This window comes from Klebsiella sp. JB_Kp031 (assembly GCF_040064295.1).
In the GTDB taxonomy this organism is placed as follows: Bacteria; Pseudomonadota; Gammaproteobacteria; order Enterobacterales; family Enterobacteriaceae; genus Klebsiella; species Klebsiella quasipneumoniae.
Genome location: NZ_JBEAJW010000034.1, coordinates 45,346 through 63,553, shown reverse-complemented (window position 1 = coordinate 63,553; position 18,208 = coordinate 45,346). Strand labels below are relative to the sequence as shown.

Sequence of the window (18,208 nt, the reverse complement as noted above, 5' to 3'; positions counted from 1 at the left end):
TCATATGAAAGTACGTGCCTGCATTATTAAAATCTCTGCTAACTATTGAGAAACAATTAATTCACATGTGTACTGCTGAAAATTAGATATGCCCGCCTGACCGCTGCGCTTCCAGCTCGCGGAGCAGCGCCTCGGCCTGCCGCGGACTGCGCAGCCGGACGAAGCGAATATGCCGATATTGCGGATCCTGCATATCGGCCAGATAGCGTCGACGATTCTGCCGCCAGGTCTTCAGCGTCCAGAGGAGGATGGATTCCCGGCTGCAGAACGAACGGCGGAAACTCTCGCGGTTGCCGGTGCCCGGCCATAGCTCCTGTTGTCGCCACGCCCGGCTCGCGGCCCGCCACACCGCCTGGCGCAGCGTGCGCCAGAGGCCATAATCCAGCCAGATCACCAGATCCACCTCGCGCCATTTGACCCCGCGGCTGCGATTGTAATTGCCATCCAGCACCCAGCCCGGCGAGGCCGTCGCGGCGGCAATGGCGGCGAAAAACGCCTCATCCGGCGTGCCCTGCCAGTTCGGCCGCCAGTACAGGCGATCGAGCTCGATCCAGGGTAGTCCCAGCCGGTGCGCCAGGCGCCGGGCCAGAGTGGATTTGCCTGAGCCGCTGGTGCCGACCACGTTGATGTTCATCTCTGTTTCTCCCTGGTAGCCATTCCCGTTGTTCGCCGCCTTTGCCCGGATGAGAAAAGGCAATGTGTAACAGCCGCTGACGACAGCAAGCGCAATGAAAAAAGTGGTGAGATTCCCCGGCAACCACGGTCAGCCACGCACACGCGGTGTCGCCAGGCTTTTCCAGCCGGCAAAAGCCGACCAGACAGTCAATTTAACCCTGCATATCAAAGCCGGACTGCTGAAAATCCCGGAAGACATCGGGGTTGTTAAAAGGCGGGAACGTGGCCTTCCTGGCAGCAGCGGCTAACTCGTCACAATAGGCTTTGTTACCGTTGCTGGTCGAGACATGTAAAACCGTGCCATCCTGCGCAAAGGCTAAATGCAACCTGCATTTCTTACCCTGCCAGCGCTCGGGGGTATCCATCTGGGCTAGTATCGCGGCCCTGATGGCCCGCGCCTGGGCGCCCCACTCATCCCGATCGTCCCAGCGGCCAGAGCCACAGCTTCCCGTCGCGGTCGTTTTATGACAGCCGGAGGGCTGTAACGGTGCGCAGCCCGCGCCCAAGGCAGAGATAAGGGTTAATAAACACAATTTCTTCAACATACCGGCTTTCCTGCCCGTAACGAATTGGAAAGGTTGCCATTATGCGCTACTCGCAGGCAAGGCACCAGAGAGCGGAGCCAGGCTCTGACGGGGCGAGAAGATGACTTCAACCCGCTGGCCGGCTGGTGATCGGCTCGATGTGCGGGCTTCCTCGTTATGCTGAAGACCTCGCCACTTACGATCCTGTCAAGCATCATCTCCTGAAAGAGGGGCAGCCCTGGCGTACGCTTAAACCCCTCCCGGCTTTACTGAATGAGATACAGCAGGCGCAGTTTAGCGTCCTTGCCACCAACGTTAAGCACAATGCCTGGTGGGATCATGCCACCATCGTTTGTTCGGCAAACGGGCCGTCGGCTGATCCTCAGGAGAGTTAATTTCAGGCTGACCGCGCCATCTGTTATGCAGCGCCAGTAAAGATGGCGCTGCCGCCAACAAAGCAGTCTTTATCCAGCGTCAGGCTGGCGATTTTATGCACCGGGCCACGCATACGGACCTGAAAATCCGCGCCGAAGGTGATGCACAGCTGGCCGCCTGGCATGTTGACATCCACCCGATCGTCCACCCTCCCTAACCGGCGCATGGCGCTGGCCGCCGCGCAACTGCTGCTCCCGGAGGCCATCGTAAACCCGGCGCCCCGCTCCCAGATACCAATCTTCAGCGTATGGCGATCGACAATTTCCACGAACTGCACATTGCAGCGTTTGGGGAATAAGGGATGATGTTCAATTTGCGGTCCTAAACGATGAACCTGTTCCAGGTCGAGCTTATCCACGAGGACAACGCAGTGGGGATTGCCCATGGAGACCAGCACGACGGACAGGGTTTCATCCGCCAGCGTCAACGGATAATTCACCGCCTCGGGCAAATTCACTAAGGCGGGTAACGCCGCCGGATTGAAATTCGCCCGCCCCATATCCACGCTAATCTGATGAAAATCACTCTCCACGGTGCAATAGACATCTCCGCCCGCCGTGTGCACTAAAAAAGGCTCATGGCCGACGCGACCGCTATCAAACAGATAGCGCGCATAGATCCGTAGCCCATTACCGCTTTTCTCCGCCTCGGAGCCGTCCGGATTGATTATACGCAGCGTGGGATGGGTTTGATCGCCGCTGTCGATCAGCAGACCATCGGAACCAACGCCATAGTGGCGATGGCACAGAATTCGAATATGCTCGTTGCTCAGCTGGTCGGCAACGGCGCGATGGCATACCAGGTAATCATTACCCAGTCCGTGATATTTATGAAAGTGTAAGGGGGTCATTGTGTGGGGTCGCCTGGCGCTATGGGTCTGATCTTGCATCTTACAATACCTGCGCCGCCAGAATGAATTAAACACTAAGGCTTATCCGCTCTGTTCATTCTGCTCTTCGGCAGACAGGCGTCATGCTTCTCCCGTCTACGCATCCCCACCGTGACTGACGCTGAAGCCATTTATGCTGGAATATCCGGATATTAACATCAAAAGCACTGATGATAATGGCCAAACGGTGGTCGTCGATGACCGGTTAAACGCTGGGCTGCGACTCGGCGAACAGCTGGCTATCGCCTGTGACCAACGAATGCGCCAGCAGGCGAACTGGCCCCACGCCGTCCCCGGACAGCCTCGCTATTACCCCAGTCGACGCCAACATACCAGCGCTTTCATTCTGTTGCGGGAAACTCTGCGACGCTGATCTCATTGATAAATCTGTCAAATGCTATCGGTAAATGTTTTAGGTGCGTAACTATTAGGTTACGTGTAGGATTCAGCGCCATGTCTGAGCTTATCTCCTACGTCAGAATGATGAGAAAGCCAGCATAATGTGCCAGCCGTCCTCCACACCGGCTGCAAACATGGGCATTGACAGGAAACTGATACATCAATGAATACGAAACACGACACTGCAGCGGAGCACCATGCTGCAAAACGCCACTGGCTCAACTCACACGAAGCGGGTTATCACAAAGCGATGGGCAACCGTCAGGTACAGATGATTGCCATCGGCGGCGCCATCGGTACCGGTTTGTTCCTCGGCGCCGGGGCACGTTTACAAATGGCAGGGCCAGCGCTCGCACTGGTCTATCTGGTCTGCGGCATCTTCTCTTTCTTTATTCTTCGCGCGCTCGGCGAACTGGTTCTCCACCGCCCCTCGAGCGGCAGCTTCGTCTCTTATGCCAGGGAATTCCTCGGCGAAAAAGCCGCCTACGTGGCCGGCTGGATGTACTTCGTTAACTGGGCAATGACCGGGATCGTCGATATCACCGCCGTGGCGCTGTATATGCACTATTGGGGCGCCTTTGGCGATGTGCCGCAGTGGGTCTTCGCCCTTGGCGCGCTAGCCATCGTTGGCACCATGAACATGATCGGCGTGAAGTGGTTCGCCGAGATGGAGTTCTGGTTCGCACTGGTCAAAGTACTGGCGATCGTCGCGTTTCTCGTGGTCGGTACCATTTTCCTCGGCTCCGGTAAGCCGCTGGACGGTAATGCCACAGGCTTCCACCTGATCACCGATAACGGCGGCTTCTTCCCGCACGGCCTCCTGCCGGCGCTGGTGCTGGTGCAGGGCGTGGTCTTCGCCTTCGCCTCCATTGAGCTGGTGGGCACCGCGGCCGGTGAGTGTAAAGATCCGGAGAGGATGGTGCCGAAGGCCATCAACAGCGTGATCTGGCGTATCGGCCTGTTTTACGTTGGGTCGGTGGTGCTGCTGGTGCTGCTGCTGCCGTGGAACGCCTACCAGGCGGGACAGAGCCCGTTTGTTACCTTCTTCTCAAAACTGGGCGTGCCGTACATCGGCAGCGTGATGAACATCGTGGTATTAACCGCCGCCCTCTCCAGCCTTAACTCCGGCCTCTACAGCACCGGACGTATTCTGCGCTCCATGTCGATGGGGGGCTCCGCGCCTAAGTTCATGTCGAAGATGAGCCGTCACCACGTCCCTTACGCCGGGATCCTGGCGACGCTGGCGGTGTACGTGGTCGGGGTGTTCCTCAACTATCTGGTGCCGTCGCAGGTGTTTGAGATCGTCCTCAACGTCGCTTCGCTGGGGATCATTGCTTCCTGGGGCTTTATCGTGGTGTGTCAGATGCGTCTGCGCAAAGCGATTAAGGAAGGGAAAGCGGCTCAGGTGAGCTTCAGAATGCCGGGGGCGCCGTTCACCTCGTGGCTGACGCTGCTGTTCCTGTTTAGCGTGCTGGTGCTGATGGCCTTCGATTATCCGAACGGCACCTATACCATTGGCTCCATCCCGTTGCTGGCGGTGCTGTTGGTGGCGGGCTGGTTTGGCGTGCGTAAGCGCGTGCATGCGATTCACAGCACAGCGCCGACGCTCAAGCAGTAAATGGCAAGACTCCCGGTTTGTCCATCGCGGGCAAACCGGGAGGTCAGGACTTAGTTATCCTCAACCAACTGCGACACGTCGCTGCTATTAATTTCCCGCTTATTACCAGACTCATCGATATAGCTGGTCATCCCCGTTTCTTTATCCAGCTGCGGCTTGCCGTGAGTCACGATCGTCTGACCGCTTTTGGTGGTCATAACGTAGTTGGACGAACAGCCTGCCAGCAAGGCCAGCATCGCGCCGGCGCAAATCACCATAAATGGCTTTTTCATTTTATCTCCACTGATTACCACTGCCCGCGCGAGGCGGGAAAGGGGTAAGTGTATAACCATCTGGTTTATCAGGCCAATACGCGTTTGTAACAGAGGGTGAGATGCCGGGCGCGACCACCGGTGGCAGTGGTCGTCGCGCCCGGGGACCTTACAGCGCGATGCGGATCACATCGTCCGGGGCGGTGGCCTCTTTCTCACGGCTGGAAGCTTGTTTCACGCTGACGTACAGCGTTTTGCCGTCATCAGAGAGCGCCAGGCTGTTGGGATGGGTCGGCGTTTTAAAGGTCTTCACCACCTTATAACTCTTGCCGTCGATAACGCTCACCTCCCCCGCTTTACGATGCGTCACATAGGCTTCGTTGCGGGTGGGGTTGAACAGCACCGCCAGCGATTCCGGCGCGGCGATTTTCTCCAGCACCTTGCCGTCGCGGGTATCGACCACCAGCACTTCCGGCTGCTTGCTGTCGGTAATAAAGGCGCGGTGGCCGGCGGTATCGAGGCTCAGGTTAAGGTAGAAATGCGCCTTGCCGTCATCCAGCAATTTTTTGCGCGACACAATGGTGTTGTTCTCGCTGTCGATGGTCAGCAGTTCGCCGTCGGCGTTGGTGGTATAGAGACGCTTAGCCTGCGGGTCGATCGCCAGGCCCGTCGCCATTGCCCCGGTGCCGGTAATGGTCGTTTTCAGCTTCAGGGTAGCGCCGTCCACCACCCAAATCACGCTCTCTTTGCCCAGACCGGTAATGTAGACGGTGTTGGTTTGCTCATTGACCGCCAGCTCGCGCGGCTGCAGCGGGCGCACGGTTTCACTGCGCTGACGCTCGTCCAGCACCAGTCGCCCCTTCACGGCGCCGGTTTTGGCGTCAATGGCGGTGATGGTGCTGTCAACGGTATTGCCAAACCACAGCGTACCGGTGGCATGGTTGATAGCGGCGCCGAACGGCTTCAGATCGTTGTGAATAATCTGCGTCACGTCGAGGGTGGTGGGGTCAAGACGATACACAATCCCGCCCTTGTCCAGCGAACGACTCTGCGAAGTGGCAACCCATAGCGCGTTCTCCTGCTGGCTGTAGGCCATTTCGTAGGCCCCTTTTCCGACGGCCTTGCGCAGCATCTCTTCCGCGGCGTGGGCGCTAAAGCTGCCTGCCAGCAGCAGAGAAGTGAATAACAGTGAATGGCGCAGACGCGGCGCGACAAACTGACGTAATGACATGACGACTCCCTTTGATAAACCTGTATGTGCTGACCCGACATCGCTTCCGGCGGCAAAGTCATAGCTCTACCTTGTTTTGAATGAGAATAGTAATCATTATTCTTATTAAAGTGGAGCGCTAATTGTTGTTGTTCGGTAAATTCGTCAGCCTTGAGCACTATCCGTTAACCAACGGCAGTTAATAATTTTCAAATATTTTACAAACGGGGTAACATATATACATATGTTCCATTTGGTTCGTCTCCCGAGTACTATCGATGAAAATCCTATCCGTGCGACATGCGGCCTTGCCGGCCCTGCTGCTGCCGCTCATCGCCGCCGCCCAGGCCGCCGATGAACAAACCATGGTGGTGACCGCTGCGCCAACCACCGTTTCTGAACTGGATACCCCCGCCGCCGTCAGCGTGGTCAATGGGGATGAGATGCGCCAGGCCGCGCCGCGCGTCAACCTTTCTGAATCGCTAGGCGCCGTGCCGGGCCTGCAGGTGCAGAACCGGCAAAACTATGCCCAGGATCTGCAGCTGTCGATTCGCGGCTTTGGCTCCCGCTCCACCTACGGCGTGCGCGGGCTGCGCATCTATGTGGACGGCATTCCGGCGACCATGCCCGACGGCCAGGGGCAGACGTCCAATATCGATATCGGCAGCGTCGACACCATTGAGGTGCTGCGCGGCCCCTTCTCTGCCCTCTACGGTAACTCGTCCGGCGGGGTGATCAACGTCACCAGCCAGACCGGCACCCAGCCGCCCACCGTGGAAGCCAGCAGCTACTATGGCAGCTTTGGCACCTGGCACTATGGAATGAAAGCCACCGGCGCCGTTGGCGACGGCAGCCACGCGGGCGATGTGGATTACACGGTGTCGACTAACCGCTTCACCACCCACGGCTATCGCGATCACAGCGGCGCGCGCAAAAATCTGGCCAACGCCCGGCTGGGGGTGCGTATCAACGACGTCAGTAAGCTGACTCTGCTGCTGAATAGTGTCGATATCAAAGCCAATGACGCCGGCGGATTAACCGCCGATGAATGGCGCGATAACCCGCGCCAGTCGCCGCGCGGCGACCAGTATAATACCCGCAAAAATACCCGGCAGACCCAGGCAGGTCTGCGCTATGAGCGCCAGCTGAGCGCCCAGGACGATCTCAGCGTCATGATGTACGCCGGGGAACGCGAAACCACCCAGTTCCAGTCGATCCCGCGCGCGCCGCAGCTGAAGCCGAGCCACGCCGGCGGGGTGATTGACCTCACCCGCCACTACCAGGGGATCGATACCCGGCTGACCCATCGCGGGGAGCTGCTGGTGCCGGTCACCCTGACCGCCGGTCTTGACTACGAGAACATGAGCGAGCGCCGCAAAGGCTATGAAAACTTTGTGATGGTCAACGGCGCGCCGCAGTATGGCGAACAGGGCGCGCTGCGTCGTAACGAACGCAACCTGATGTGGAACGTCGACCCTTACCTGCAGACCCAGTGGCAGCTCACCGACAAACTTTCGCTCGATGCCGGGGTGCGCTACAGCTCGGTATGGTTCGATTCGAATGACTACTACATCACGCCGGGCAATGGCGACGACAGCGGCGATGCCAGCTATCACAAATGGCTGCCCGCAGGCTCGCTGAAGTATGCCCTGACCGACGCGTGGAACGTCTACCTCTCCGCCGGCCGCGGCTTCGAGACGCCGACCATCAACGAACTGTCATACCGCTCCGATAACCAGAGCGGCCTTAATTTCGGCCTGAAGCCCTCCACCAACGACACGGTGGAGATCGGCAGCAAGACGCGGATCGGCAATGGGCTGCTCACCGCCGCCCTGTTCCAGACTGATACCGATAATGAGATCGTGGTCGACAGCAGCAGCGGCGGGCGCACCAGCTATAAAAACGCCGGCAAGACCCGTCGTCAGGGCATGGAGCTGGGACTGGATCAGCAGTTTGGCGAGAGCTGGCGCCTGAAGGCGGCCTGGACCTGGCTGGATGCGACCTATCGCACCAACGTCTGCGGCGACGCCAGCTGCAACGGTAACCGTATTCCGGGGATCGCGCGCAATATGGGCTACGCCTCCTTCGGCTATCAGCCTGAGCAGGGCTGGTACGCCGGAAGCGATATTCGCTACATGAGCGACATCATGGCGAATGACGAAAACACCGCCAAAGCCCCGTCCTGGACGGTGGTCGGCCTGACGACCGGCTATAAGTGGAGCTATGGCAGGATGGATATGGATCTGTTCGGCCGGGTCGACAACCTGTTCGACCGCGAGTACGTCGGGTCCGTCATCGTTAACGAGTCCAACGGACGCTACTACGAGCCCGCGCCCGGACGCAACTACGGTATCGGACTGAACCTCGCCTGGCGCTTCGAGTAACGCTCGACTTCGCCCGCGGATTCGCGGGCGAAGGCGTTATTCTCAGGCGCTGGCGCCCAGGACGCTGATTAAAGCAGGTTTCTCAGGGACAATTCGAAAATGATCTTTTCCGCCTGGCAGGAGAAGGCGATGGACAGATCGAGCTTCACCTCGTCGCCGGCGGCGGCGAGGGTGTAGTCAACCTGCGGCGGTTCACTGGCGGGCGCCGCCGCGGCGGCACGCTCGCGAACGGCGGCTACGGTTGACTCCGCTTCCTCGCGGCTCGGGAATAATTTCTCAGCCCGGTAGACGCAGTCCTCGTTATCAATGATCGTCCCGACATCAATGGCGCAGCCTTTGGTGCTGCATTTATCTACTACATCTTTCATCGTCATAACCTCTTGAGTTTTCTTAAGGATAAGAATCCGCTCGCCGAAAAGCAAACCATTAATATCCGTAAGGATTAGCGATTTTTATTCTATCGCGCCGCGGCGGACGCAAGCTTGCGCCACCGCAAGGCGAGGCCTGATGACGCAGGACCGCCGCGACTAACCGTGCGATTGCCGGTGCAACCGTGCTTGCCATCACACTATTCTGCACACTATCTCGTCTGCTTCGCGCCGCAGCGTTAGTCTGGTCACAGAACAACGCCAACAAGGAGCTGCTATGGCACTGCCGATTATGATTGATTGCGATCCGGGACATGATGACGCGATCGCCCTGGTCCTCGCTCTCGCCTCGCCGGAGCTGGAGGTGAAAGCCGTCACCGCCTCCGCAGGCAACCAGACGCCGGAGAAGACCCTGCGCAACGTGCTGCGTATGCTGACCCTGCTGAACCAAGCGGATATTCCGGTCGCCGGCGGCGCGTGGAAGCCATTGATGCGCGACCTGATCATCGCCGATAACGTGCACGGGGAAAGCGGACTGGATGGCCCGAACCTGCCGGAGCCGGCCTTTGCCCCGCAGAACTGCACCGCCGTCGAGCTGATGGCCAGGGTGCTGCGGGAAAGCCGGGAGCCAGTGACACTGGTGGCCACCGGGCCGCAGACTAACGTGGCGTTGCTGCTCGCCAGCCATCCGGAGCTGCACGTGAAGATCGCCCGCATCGTGATCATGGGGGGCGCCATGGGGCTGGGCAACTGGCAGCCGGCGGCGGAGTTTAATATCTACGTTGATCCGCAGGCTGCGGAGATGGTCTTTCAGTCGGGGATCCCGGTGGTAATGGCGGGCCTGGATGTCACCCACCGGGCGCAGATCCTTCCTGCGGATATTGAGCGATTCCGCAAGATTGGCAATCCGGTATCCACTATCGTCGCCGAACTGCTCGACTTCTTTATGGCCTACCATAAGGATGAAAAGTGGGGCTTCGACGGCGCGCCGCTCCACGACCCCTGCACCATCGCCTGGCTCCTCAAGCCGGAGCTCTTTACCACTATCGAGCGCTGGGTCGGCGTGGAAACGGAAGGCAAATATACCCAGGGGATGACGGTGGTCGATTACTACCATCTGACCGGCAATCCGCCCAATACCACCCTGCTGCTGGATGTGGACCGCGAAGCCTTTGTCGATCTGCTCGCCCAGCGGTTAGCCTTTTACGCCTGATATTCATGCAGCGCCTCTCTTCCCGGCCGGGAGAGAGGCGCGTTCAGGCTATACCCGGCGTATTAGTCGTCCGCCGACACGCGGATCACCACCTTACCAAAGTTTTCACCTTTCAACAGGCCGATCAGCGCCTGCGGCGCCTGCTCCAGACCGTCGATCAGCTGTTCGCGATATTTAATTTTCCCCTCCTGCACCCAGCGCCCCATCTGCTGCTGGAATTCCGCGATCCGATGCCCATAATCCTGGCCGATAATAAAGCCCTGCATCCGAATGCGTTTCTTGAGGATGGTCGCCATCAGCAGCGGCAGACGGTCCGGCCCGTCCGGCAGACCGGTGGCGTTATAGCCGCTCACCAGCCCGCAGACCGGAACCCGCGCCGCGGTGTTGAGCAGCGGCAGCACCGCGTCAAAAACCTTGCCGCCGACGTTTTCGTAGTAGACGTCAATGCCCTGCGGGCAGGCCTGGGCCAGCTGTTCGGCAAAGTCCGCCGCGCGATGGTCAAGGCAGACATCAAAGCCTAAGGTGTCAACCGCATAGCGACATTTCTCCGCGCCGCCGGCGACGCCGACGGTACGGCAGCCCTTAATTTTGCCGATCTGTCCGACCGTAGCGCCCACCGGCCCGGTGGCCGCAGCGACCACCAGCGTGTCACCCGCCTTCGGCTGGCCAATGTCCAGTAATCCCATGTAGGCGGTGAAGCCCGGCATCCCCAGAACCCCCAGCGACCAGGACGGGTGCTGCGGGTTGTCCCCCAACTTCACCAGCCCGCTGCCGTCGGAAAGCTCATAATCCTGCCAGCCGCTGTAGCCCAGCACCCAGTCGCCGGGTTGAAAATCATCATGCTGCGAGGTCACGACGCGACTCACGGTCCCGCCCACCATCACCGCGCCGATGGCCACCGGCGGTGAATAGGACGGCGCGTCGCTCATCCGCCCGCGCATATAGGGATCCAGCGATAAATATACGGTACGCAGCAGAACCTGACCCGGCCCCGGCGTCGGCACCTCGCGCTCTTCCAGGCGGAAATGCTCTGCCGTCGGTTCACCATGGGGACGGGAAGCCAGTACCCAGCGGCGATGGCGTTGCGGTTGTTCTGACATAGCAAACTCCTCTTGTTAGCAGACAGTACTGAGGCTAGCTGCTTTATGCGCAATGCGCTTTATCATTAAGAGCCGGATGGCGATTGATTAAGGCGCACCACCAGATAGACGCAGGTCTCTGCGGATTCATTGATAAAGCGGCAGTCGTTCGGTGGGCCGAGCTCCAGACAGTCCCCGGTCTGCATCTCGTAGCGGGTATTCCCTTCCAGGAACACCAGCTCGCCCCGCTGCAGCCAGATCAGCTGGCGGGCCAGCGCATAGGACGAAGCCGGCATCGGCACATCGCTGCCGGGCGGCAGCTCGATCTGCACCAGGTCAATGGGCAGATCGCTGCGCGGCGAAACGTGGCGGCGGAGATAGTGGCTTTGCGGGTCGTGCCATACCGGCTGGCTGGCAAAACGCAGCAGCTTGCCTTCCTGCATTTCCGCCCTGGCGATCAGGGTCGACATACTGATGCCGAAGGCGCCGGAAAGGCGGCCCAGCATCGACGCCGTCGGGCTGCTTTCGCCGCGCTCGATTTTATGGATCATCGCCCGCGAGGCGCCGGCCCGTTCGGCCAAGTCGTTCAGCGACCAGCCACGGGATTCGCGCTCGATGCGGATGCGCGCGCTAATGCGCTGATTGAGGTTGTCTTCTATAGTATTCATAACGTAACACTATAGTGTGCGCGCAGGCATTACACAACCGCCCGTCGTGCCGCGTAACCCCTGGCCCATCAGGAAAAAATTTGCTGAAAACGGATGACAGCGTGGCGTTCATTATTGTAATAATATCGTACTACTATAGTGTACGAAAAACTGAGGTTTGCTATGTCCATCCGCCCTGCCATTAAAGACGATTGCGCGGCGATCGCCGAGATCTATAACCACGCCGTCGTGCATACCGCCGCTATCTGGAATGACAAAACCGTGGATACCGACAACCGCATCGCGTGGTTTGAAGCCCGCCAGCTGGCCGGCTTTCCGGTGCTGGTGAGCGAGGAAAACGGCGTCATCACCGGCTATTCCTCCTTTGGCGACTGGCGCGCGTTTGACGGCTTTCGCCACACCGTGGAGCATTCGGTGTACGTTCACCCCGACCATCAGGGGAAAGGCCTGGGGCGCAAACTGCTGGTTGCGCTGATCGCCGAAGCGCGGCGGCTGAATAAACATGTGATGGTCGCCGGGATCGAGTCGCAGAACCACGCCTCGCTGCACCTGCATGAAACGCTGGGCTTTATCACCACCGGGCAGATGCCGCAGGTGGGAACCAAATTTGGCCGCTGGCTGGATCTCACCTTTATGCAGCTGCAGCTGGATGCGCGCCAGGAACCGGACGGTAAGGCATGAATGCGTCGCTCACCCTCGCCTGTCTGGTGGCCGCCGGCGTAGGCCTGGTACTACAGAACACCCTGATGGTGCGCATCACCCAGTCGGCGTCGACGATCCTCATCGCCATGCTGCTCAATTCGCTGGTGGGTATCGTTATTTTCGTGACCCTGTTGCTCCTGCGCCAGGGCGCCGCTGGCTTTCAGGAGCTGGCCCTGAGCGTGAAGTGGTGGACGCTGATCCCTGGCCTGCTGGGGTCCTTTTTCGTTTTTGCCAGCATCAGCGGCTATCAAAACGTCGGCGCGGCCACTACCATCGCGGTACTGGTGGCCAGCCAGCTGGTCGGCGGGTTGATCATGGATTTAATTCGCGCCCACGGCGTACCGCTGCGGGCGCTGATCGGGCCATTATGCGGCGCGGTGATGCTGGTAGTGGGCGCCTGGCTGGTGGCCAGACGCCAGTTCTGAGCACCTCTTCAGAGGATCGCGCCGCCTTTGGTCAACTGCTCGCGGCGCGCGTCCTGCTCTTCCTGATGCTGTCGGCCATGGTGGGCGATAGCGGTGCGCAGGCGCTGCTGCTGGGTATAGCGCTCCTCACGACTGAGTTGCGCGTCATCGCTCAGGGCGATCAGCAGCTCATTCATATGAGCGATAACCCCCTCGGCAATAGTGTCATCGACTTTGACGATAACCTCATCCAGATGTGCCATCCTGTTCTCCTTTCGCTTAATTCAGCTTCGCTTTGGAAAAATCGCTGCCCATCATGCTCACGCGGTAGCCGCTGACGTTACTGCGGGTGGCATAGAAGGTCTTGCCGGTCGCCAGGGTGATCCACGGCGCCTGCTGGTAGAAGATCTCTTGCGCCTGTTCATAGAGCGTGGCGCGCGCCTGCGGTTCGCTCACCAGCAGCGCTTTCTTCACCAGCGCGTCATACGACTTATCGCACCAGCGGGCGGCGTTAGAGCCGGTCTGGATATTATCACAGCTGAGCAGAGTGCCGGCAAAGTTGTCAGGGTCGCCATTGTCCGACATCCAGCCGTACAGCGCGCTATCGTGTTCACCTTTACGCATGCCGGCGAGGTATTCGCCCCACTCATAGCTGACGATCTTCGCTTTCACCCCGACTTTCGCCCAGTCATTTTGGATCATTTCAGCAATGCGTTTTGAGTTCGGGTTGTACGGACGTTGAACCGGCATCGACCACAGGGTCACTTCCGCCCCTTGCTCCAGACCCGCCTGCTTGAGCAGCGCTTTCGCTTTCTGCGGATCGTAGTCGTAGTCCGGGAGGTCTTTTTTATACCCGAGCATGGTGGACGGGATCGGTGACTTCGCCACCGTACCGGAATCGAGGAACACCGCCTTAACGATTGCCTGCTTGTCGGTGGCATAGTTTAACGCCTGGCGCACCAGCACATTATCAAACGGTTTTTTCTCCGTGTTAAACGCCAGGTAGCCGACGTTCAGCGCCTCGACGGCGTGCAGCGCCAGATCTTTATTGCCCTTAATTACCGGGAACTGAACCGGCGAAGGCGCAGGAATAATCTGGCACTCGTTAGTCTGCAGTTTCGCCAGGCGTGTCTCGACGTTTGGCGTGATGGAAAAGATTAAGTGCTTAGTCGGCACCTCGCCTTCCCAGTAGTGGGGATTGGCGATATAGCGGATTTGCGAATCCACTTTATACTGCTGCAGGGCATAGGGTCCGGTACCGACAGGCCAGTTATCAACGTTTTCCGGCGTCCCTTTCTTCAGCATCGCCTCGCCATACTCCGCCGACAGAATAGAGGCGAAGTCCATTCCCCAGTCGGCAAGAAACGCCGCGTTCGGCTCGTTAAGTACGAACTGGACGTGATAGTCATCGACCTTTTTCACCGACTTAATCAGCTTATCGAGGCCCACGTCGTGGAAGTACTCATAGTTCCCCTGCGACACCTTGTGATAAGGATGCTGAGGATCCATCTGGCGCAGCACGGAAAACAGGACGTCGTCGGCGTTAAAATCGCGGGTCGGTTTGAAGAATTTATTGCTGTTGAACTTCACCCCCTGACGCAGCGTGAAGGTCCAGGTCTTGCCATCCTCAGAGACGTGCCACTCGGTGGCCAGCGACGGGATCGGCGTGTTCTTCACCGGGTCAAAAGTGACCAGGCGGTTATACAGCACCTGCGAGCTGGCGACGAACGACGGGCCGGAGCTGGCGATCTGCGGGTTGAAAGACTCCGGGGAGGCCTCTGAGCAATAGACCAGCGTATCATTGCCCGCGGCCCATGCGGCGCTGACCGGCAACAGCGCGCTCAGCAGCAGCGCCAGCGTGGTTTTCCCTGTAGACATGGTTATAAGTCCTGATTATTGATTATAAGAACAGTAATAACAGCACAGCCCCTCGCCACCGGCAAATAATCAATGGCTATCACCTTATGCCAATCGCGCTGAATTTGCTGGTTTAATCGGCGTCGCGCTGCTTTTTGCGTCAGGCACGATTGGGATGTTGTGAGCTACGCACAATTCCGGCAAAAAAATGTGCGATAACCGCCCCGCTCACGCTCGCCATCAGCGGCGACCGGTACACTGGAGGGACCGCAGAACAAGAGGTTACTACCCCCATGACAATCACCTGCAATCTGTACATTGATGGCCAGTGGCATGATGCCGAAGACCGTCGGACCTTCACCCGGCGCCACCCGGCCCAAGACGATGTCGCTTCGGTTGCCGCTGCCGCCAGTCTCGCCGACGGCAAACGCTGCGTCGAGGCCGCGGCCAGCGCCTTCCCACAGTGGCGCGATACGCTCCCGGCGGAACGGCGTCGCTTACTGCTCGACGCGGCGGAACATATGCTGTTGCGGGAGGCTAAATTTATCGCCGCCATGGCGGCGGAAACCGGCGCGACCGCGCACTGGGCCGGATTTAACGTCCATCTGGCGGCTGATATCCTGCGCGAAGCGGCGGCGCTGACCACCCAGATTGAAGGACAGATCATTCCATCCAACGTGCCGGGCAATCTGGCGATGGGCGTCCGCCAGGGGGCTGGCGTGGTGCTGGGCATGGCGCCGTGGAACGCGCCGCTGATCCTTGCCACCCGGGCGCTGGCGACGCCGCTGGCCTGCGGCAACACGGTGATCCTCAAGGGCGCTGAGCTCTCCCCGGCGACACAAGGATTGATTATCGACGCCCTCGACGCGGCGGGCTTCCCGCCGGGTGTGGTGAACTATCTTACCTGCGCGCCGCAAGACGCGCCGGCGCTGGTGGAGTCGCTGATCGCCCATCCGGCGGTGCGGCGCGTCAACTTTACCGGCTCCACGCCGGTGGGGCGGATTATCGCCCGCACCTGCGGGCAGTATCTGAAACCAGCGGTGCTGGAGCTCGGTGGCAAAGCGCCGCTGCTGGTCCTCGACGATGCCGATATCGAACAGGCGGCGGCGGGCGCCATTTTTGGCGCCTTCGCCAACGCCGGACAGATCTGCATGTCCACCGAGCGCATTATTGTCGACAACGCCGTGGCGGAGCGCTTTATCCCTCTGCTGGCGAGGCGCGCCGCCTCTCTCCCCGCCAGCCTGACCGGCCCGGTGGTCGACATGAATACCGTCACCCGCTGCAACGCGTTAATCGACGATGCCTTAGCCAAGGGCGCCCGCCTGCTGACCGGCGGTAAAGCCAGCGATACCCACATGGCGCCGACCTTACTGGACGGCGTCACCCGCGAGATGCGGCTGTGGAACGAAGAGTCCTTCGGCCCGGTAAAAGCGATTATTCGGGTTAATAATGACGAAGAGGCGCTGGCGGTAGCCAACGACAGCGAATATGGCCTTTCCGCGGCGGTCTACAGCCGCGACAGCGCCAGAGCGTGGAACCTGGCGCAACGTCTGCAAACCGGCATTTGCCATATCAATGGTCCAACCGTTCATGATGAAGCGCAGATGCCGTTTGGCGGCTGCAAAGCCTCCGGCTATGGCCGGTTCGGCGGCCGGGCCGGAATTGCAGAATTCACTGAGCTGCGCTGGATAACGCTCCAGACCCAGCCCCGCGAACTGCCTTTCTGACGCCGTCTCCCCTTAGCCGCGGCTGGCGATGAGTTGCGCCAGCCCTTCCGGGTTTTCCCACGCCATCGAGTGCCCCGCGTGGGGCACAATCCCGACCGGGATCCCGTGCGCCTCTACCCGTTCGATATCCGCATAAGGGAGCGACTGCTCGCCGACGATCAGCATCTTCTGACAGCGCAGCTGGCAGAGCTGGGTAAACCAGGGCGTGTCGCTGCCGTTTATCAGGCTGCTGGCGGCTCGCCAGACGGCCCAGGGGGCGCTGTTTTGCAAACAGCCGGCCCACGGCGAGCGCTCTTCCGCCAGCATCCTGGCGTAACCTTCAGCGATAAAGGCCCCCTCTGCCTGCGCCGCAATGCGTCTGCTGTACTCACCGCCTCCGGCGAACAGGTTGGGTTCAGACATCAGCAGCGTCGTCACTCGCTCCGCCAGCAGCCCTGCCGCTTCGATGGCGATGCTTCCACCCATGCTATGCCCATACAGCGCGAAGCGCTGCAGGCGCAGGTGGTTGAGGACCTGCTCCACAGCTTGCGCTTGCTTATGTATGTTGTAACTAAAGTCGTGCGGTTTATCGCTGTAGCCGAAGCCCGGGAGGTCGATAAGTATTTTGCGCCGCCCGTTAAGCGCGGGGTCGCTGGCGACGCGGGGGTAGTCGTAAGAGGACGCGCAGCCGAGGCCGTGGATAAACACCAGCGGAAGCTCCTCTCCCGGGAGATCGAGCCAGCGCAATGTGGCGCCTGCGACGGACGAAAAGAAACCGTTCACCTGTTTGCCTCCATGATAAGGTTACTGTGTTTTTATACAGTAACCTTACCTTTGCCGCCACCCTTTTCTGTCGTCCGCCGCCGGAAGGTTAAAACAGCGAGACGAGCAGCGCCATGGGGAAGCTGAACGGCCAGGTGGCACCGATCAACAGAGCCGCCAGCAGGCGGATCACCCAACTCTCTTTGGTTAAAAACCAGCTAATTACGGCACAGATCACGCCCATAATGGCGTAAAACACCAACATTTTTTGATATAACGTCATTCTTAGTTTTCCTTCCCTGAGGAGCGTTCCATGGTGGGATAATTATCTGCCATGACGTCGTGATTCAGAGATACCTGTATAACAAATTCAGAATCGGGCTCAATATTCAGAACAAAGCCTGATTCGTCTTAATCCGATAGCGCAACCGCGCCCGCCGTACTATACCTTTAGGGACTTACTCATTAAGGTGGCGTTATGGATGTCTCCAGCAAGACCGTCGTTATGATTAATGTCTGCGCCGCGTTCGCGCTTATCAGCCTGCTGTCGGTGAGATTTGGCTGGTTTTAATCATTTTACTCAGCAACGAAACCTAAAAAAGCAGCCCACTGGGCTGCTTTTTTACGTGCGGAGGCTGGCGCCATTATCAGGGTCATAAACGCTACGGGCTGAATGGCCTGCGATAATAACCTTGTTCAGCTCAGGGTTATAATGAGGCAGAACATTCACTTTCTCATTATCCCATTCGGCAGCGGCGCAGACGGCCTGCCCCACTCCCGCGTTCTCACAGTCCTTAATACGTTTTGCCGGCGCGTTACCATAGCTCAGCGCCACGGTGCCGATTGCCAGCAGAATAAAAGCCAAAATTTTCACAGCGACATCAACGTTAAAACCGAATATGCATGAAATGATCGCATGAGCGGCGGCGGAAAGTCAAACCCGGGAGGGTGCGCTACCGCGCTGGCATCCATGGCGGATTGATTCGTCGGTGATTAAATATTGCGAATAAATATCACCCGCTGACTGCAAATATAAAAGCCTTATTTATAGTCGTGAAATAGTT

Annotated in this window: 20 protein-coding genes and 2 pseudogenes; 9 read left to right on the top strand and 13 right to left on the bottom strand. The window is 59.0% G+C overall.

Going from position 1 to position 18,208, the window contains the following annotated elements:
* Positions 1–82: 82 nt before the first annotated feature.
* On the bottom strand, positions 83–634 hold the full coding sequence (locus tag ABLV64_RS16185) for a shikimate kinase (RefSeq protein ID WP_283090965.1): 552 nt from the start codon (positions 632–634) through the stop codon (positions 83–85).
* A 193-nt stretch (positions 635–827) separates the two neighbouring features.
* A complete protein-coding gene (locus ABLV64_RS16180) occupies positions 828–1,220 on the bottom strand; it encodes a cell envelope integrity protein TolA (protein ID WP_004202738.1) in 393 nt (130 codons plus the stop codon).
* A gap of 92 nt (positions 1,221–1,312) precedes the next feature.
* On the opposite strand from ABLV64_RS16180, the pseudogene ABLV64_RS16175 reads away from it, so the two are divergent.
* A pseudogene (locus ABLV64_RS16175) lies at positions 1,313–1,594 on the top strand (class I SAM-dependent methyltransferase); the annotation flags it as partial.
* A 23-nt stretch (positions 1,595–1,617) separates the two neighbouring features.
* Here ABLV64_RS16175 and dapF read toward each other — a convergent pair.
* Positions 1,618–2,484 carry a diaminopimelate epimerase gene (gene dapF / locus ABLV64_RS16170; protein WP_126065466.1) on the bottom strand — a complete coding sequence of 289 codons (867 nt, stop codon included), beginning with the start codon at positions 2,482–2,484 and terminating at the stop codon, positions 1,618–1,620.
* Positions 2,485–2,644: 160 nt separating this feature from the next.
* On the opposite strand from dapF, the pseudogene ABLV64_RS16165 reads away from it, so the two are divergent.
* Both ABLV64_RS16165 and ansP read left to right on the top strand, forming a co-directional pair.
* Positions 2,645–2,896: pseudogene (locus ABLV64_RS16165) on the top strand (hypothetical protein); the annotation flags it as partial.
* A 189-nt stretch (positions 2,897–3,085) separates the two neighbouring features.
* Positions 3,086–4,540, top strand: a complete 1,455-nt coding sequence (ansP, locus tag ABLV64_RS16160) for an L-asparagine permease (protein ID WP_004202744.1) — start codon at positions 3,086–3,088, stop codon at positions 4,538–4,540.
* 50 nt (positions 4,541–4,590) lie between these two features.
* Here the strand turns inward: ansP and ABLV64_RS16155 are convergent, their stop codons facing one another.
* Positions 4,591–4,812, bottom strand: coding sequence for a YgdI/YgdR family lipoprotein (locus ABLV64_RS16155; RefSeq protein WP_002906779.1), 222 nt, complete (start codon positions 4,810–4,812; stop codon positions 4,591–4,593).
* A gap of 148 nt (positions 4,813–4,960) precedes the next feature.
* Positions 4,961–6,022 (bottom strand): YncE family protein, encoded by a 1,062-nt coding sequence (locus tag ABLV64_RS16150; protein ID WP_043519659.1) that lies wholly within the window; start codon positions 6,020–6,022, stop codon positions 4,961–4,963.
* A gap of 257 nt (positions 6,023–6,279) precedes the next feature.
* Between ABLV64_RS16150 and pqqU the strand changes: the two genes are divergently transcribed.
* A complete protein-coding gene (gene pqqU, locus ABLV64_RS16145) occupies positions 6,280–8,385 on the top strand; it encodes a TonB-dependent receptor PqqU (protein ID WP_017900492.1) in 2,106 nt (701 codons plus the stop codon).
* Positions 8,386–8,453: 68 nt separating this feature from the next.
* Here the strand turns inward: pqqU and ABLV64_RS16140 are convergent, their stop codons facing one another.
* Positions 8,454–8,753: a DUF406 domain-containing protein gene (locus ABLV64_RS16140; protein ID WP_020481014.1), complete on the bottom strand. Its 300-nt coding sequence runs from the start codon at positions 8,751–8,753 to the stop codon at positions 8,454–8,456.
* Between the two features lie 277 nt (positions 8,754–9,030).
* Between ABLV64_RS16140 and rihA the strand changes: the two genes are divergently transcribed.
* Positions 9,031–9,966 carry a pyrimidine-specific ribonucleoside hydrolase RihA gene (gene rihA, locus ABLV64_RS16135; RefSeq protein WP_348843375.1) on the top strand — a complete coding sequence of 312 codons (936 nt, stop codon included), beginning with the start codon at positions 9,031–9,033 and terminating at the stop codon, positions 9,964–9,966.
* A gap of 62 nt (positions 9,967–10,028) precedes the next feature.
* Here rihA and ABLV64_RS16130 read toward each other — a convergent pair whose 3' ends face one another.
* Together ABLV64_RS16130 and ABLV64_RS16125 are read right to left on the bottom strand one after the other, a co-directional pair.
* Positions 10,029–11,066 (bottom strand): NADP-dependent oxidoreductase, encoded by a 1,038-nt coding sequence (locus tag ABLV64_RS16130; RefSeq protein ID WP_099441475.1) that lies wholly within the window; start codon positions 11,064–11,066, stop codon positions 10,029–10,031.
* Positions 11,067–11,131: 65 nt separating this feature from the next.
* On the bottom strand, positions 11,132–11,713 hold the full coding sequence (locus ABLV64_RS16125) for an XRE family transcriptional regulator (RefSeq protein WP_348843374.1): 582 nt from the start codon (positions 11,711–11,713) through the stop codon (positions 11,132–11,134).
* Positions 11,714–11,875: 162 nt separating this feature from the next.
* On the opposite strand from ABLV64_RS16125, the gene ABLV64_RS16120 reads away from it, so the two are divergent.
* Positions 11,876–12,394 (top strand): GNAT family N-acetyltransferase, encoded by a 519-nt coding sequence (locus ABLV64_RS16120; RefSeq protein ID WP_004202758.1) that lies wholly within the window; start codon positions 11,876–11,878, stop codon positions 12,392–12,394.
* A complete protein-coding gene (locus ABLV64_RS16115) occupies positions 12,391–12,840 on the top strand; it encodes a DMT family transporter (RefSeq protein ID WP_004202763.1) in 450 nt (149 codons plus the stop codon). Before ABLV64_RS16120 ends, ABLV64_RS16115 begins: the two co-directional genes overlap by 4 nt.
* 8 nt (positions 12,841–12,848) lie before the next feature.
* On the opposite strand, the gene ABLV64_RS16110 is transcribed toward ABLV64_RS16115, so the two are convergent.
* Together ABLV64_RS16110 and ABLV64_RS16105 are read right to left on the bottom strand one after the other, a co-directional pair.
* Positions 12,849–13,082 (bottom strand): YdcY family protein, encoded by a 234-nt coding sequence (locus ABLV64_RS16110; protein ID WP_004202765.1) that lies wholly within the window; start codon positions 13,080–13,082, stop codon positions 12,849–12,851.
* A 16-nt stretch (positions 13,083–13,098) separates the two neighbouring features.
* Positions 13,099–14,697, bottom strand: a complete 1,599-nt coding sequence (locus ABLV64_RS16105) for an ABC transporter substrate-binding protein (protein ID WP_099441476.1) — start codon at positions 14,695–14,697, stop codon at positions 13,099–13,101.
* Positions 14,698–14,969: 272 nt separating this feature from the next.
* Here ABLV64_RS16105 and ABLV64_RS16100 point away from each other — a divergent pair, with 272 nt between their 5' ends.
* Entirely contained in the window at positions 14,970–16,403 is a 1,434-nt protein-coding gene (locus tag ABLV64_RS16100; protein WP_017900487.1) for an aldehyde dehydrogenase, read from the top strand.
* Between the two features lie 12 nt (positions 16,404–16,415).
* Here ABLV64_RS16100 and ABLV64_RS16095 read toward each other — a convergent pair whose 3' ends face one another.
* Positions 16,416–17,165: an alpha/beta hydrolase gene (locus ABLV64_RS16095; protein WP_069135732.1), complete on the bottom strand. Its 750-nt coding sequence runs from the start codon at positions 17,163–17,165 to the stop codon at positions 16,416–16,418.
* A gap of 88 nt (positions 17,166–17,253) precedes the next feature.
* Positions 17,254–17,427, bottom strand: coding sequence for a GhoT/OrtT family toxin (locus tag ABLV64_RS16090; protein WP_004202771.1), 174 nt, complete (start codon positions 17,425–17,427; stop codon positions 17,254–17,256).
* A 195-nt stretch (positions 17,428–17,622) separates the two neighbouring features.
* On the opposite strand from ABLV64_RS16090, the gene yncL reads away from it, so the two are divergent.
* A complete protein-coding gene (gene yncL, locus ABLV64_RS16085) occupies positions 17,623–17,715 on the top strand; it encodes a stress response membrane protein YncL (RefSeq protein ID WP_002906891.1) in 93 nt (30 codons plus the stop codon).
* A gap of 51 nt (positions 17,716–17,766) precedes the next feature.
* On the opposite strand, the gene ABLV64_RS16080 is transcribed toward yncL, so the two are convergent.
* On the bottom strand, positions 17,767–18,018 hold the full coding sequence (locus ABLV64_RS16080; protein ID WP_032456152.1) for a hypothetical protein: 252 nt from the start codon (positions 18,016–18,018) through the stop codon (positions 17,767–17,769).
* Positions 18,019–18,208 lie beyond the last annotated feature (190 nt).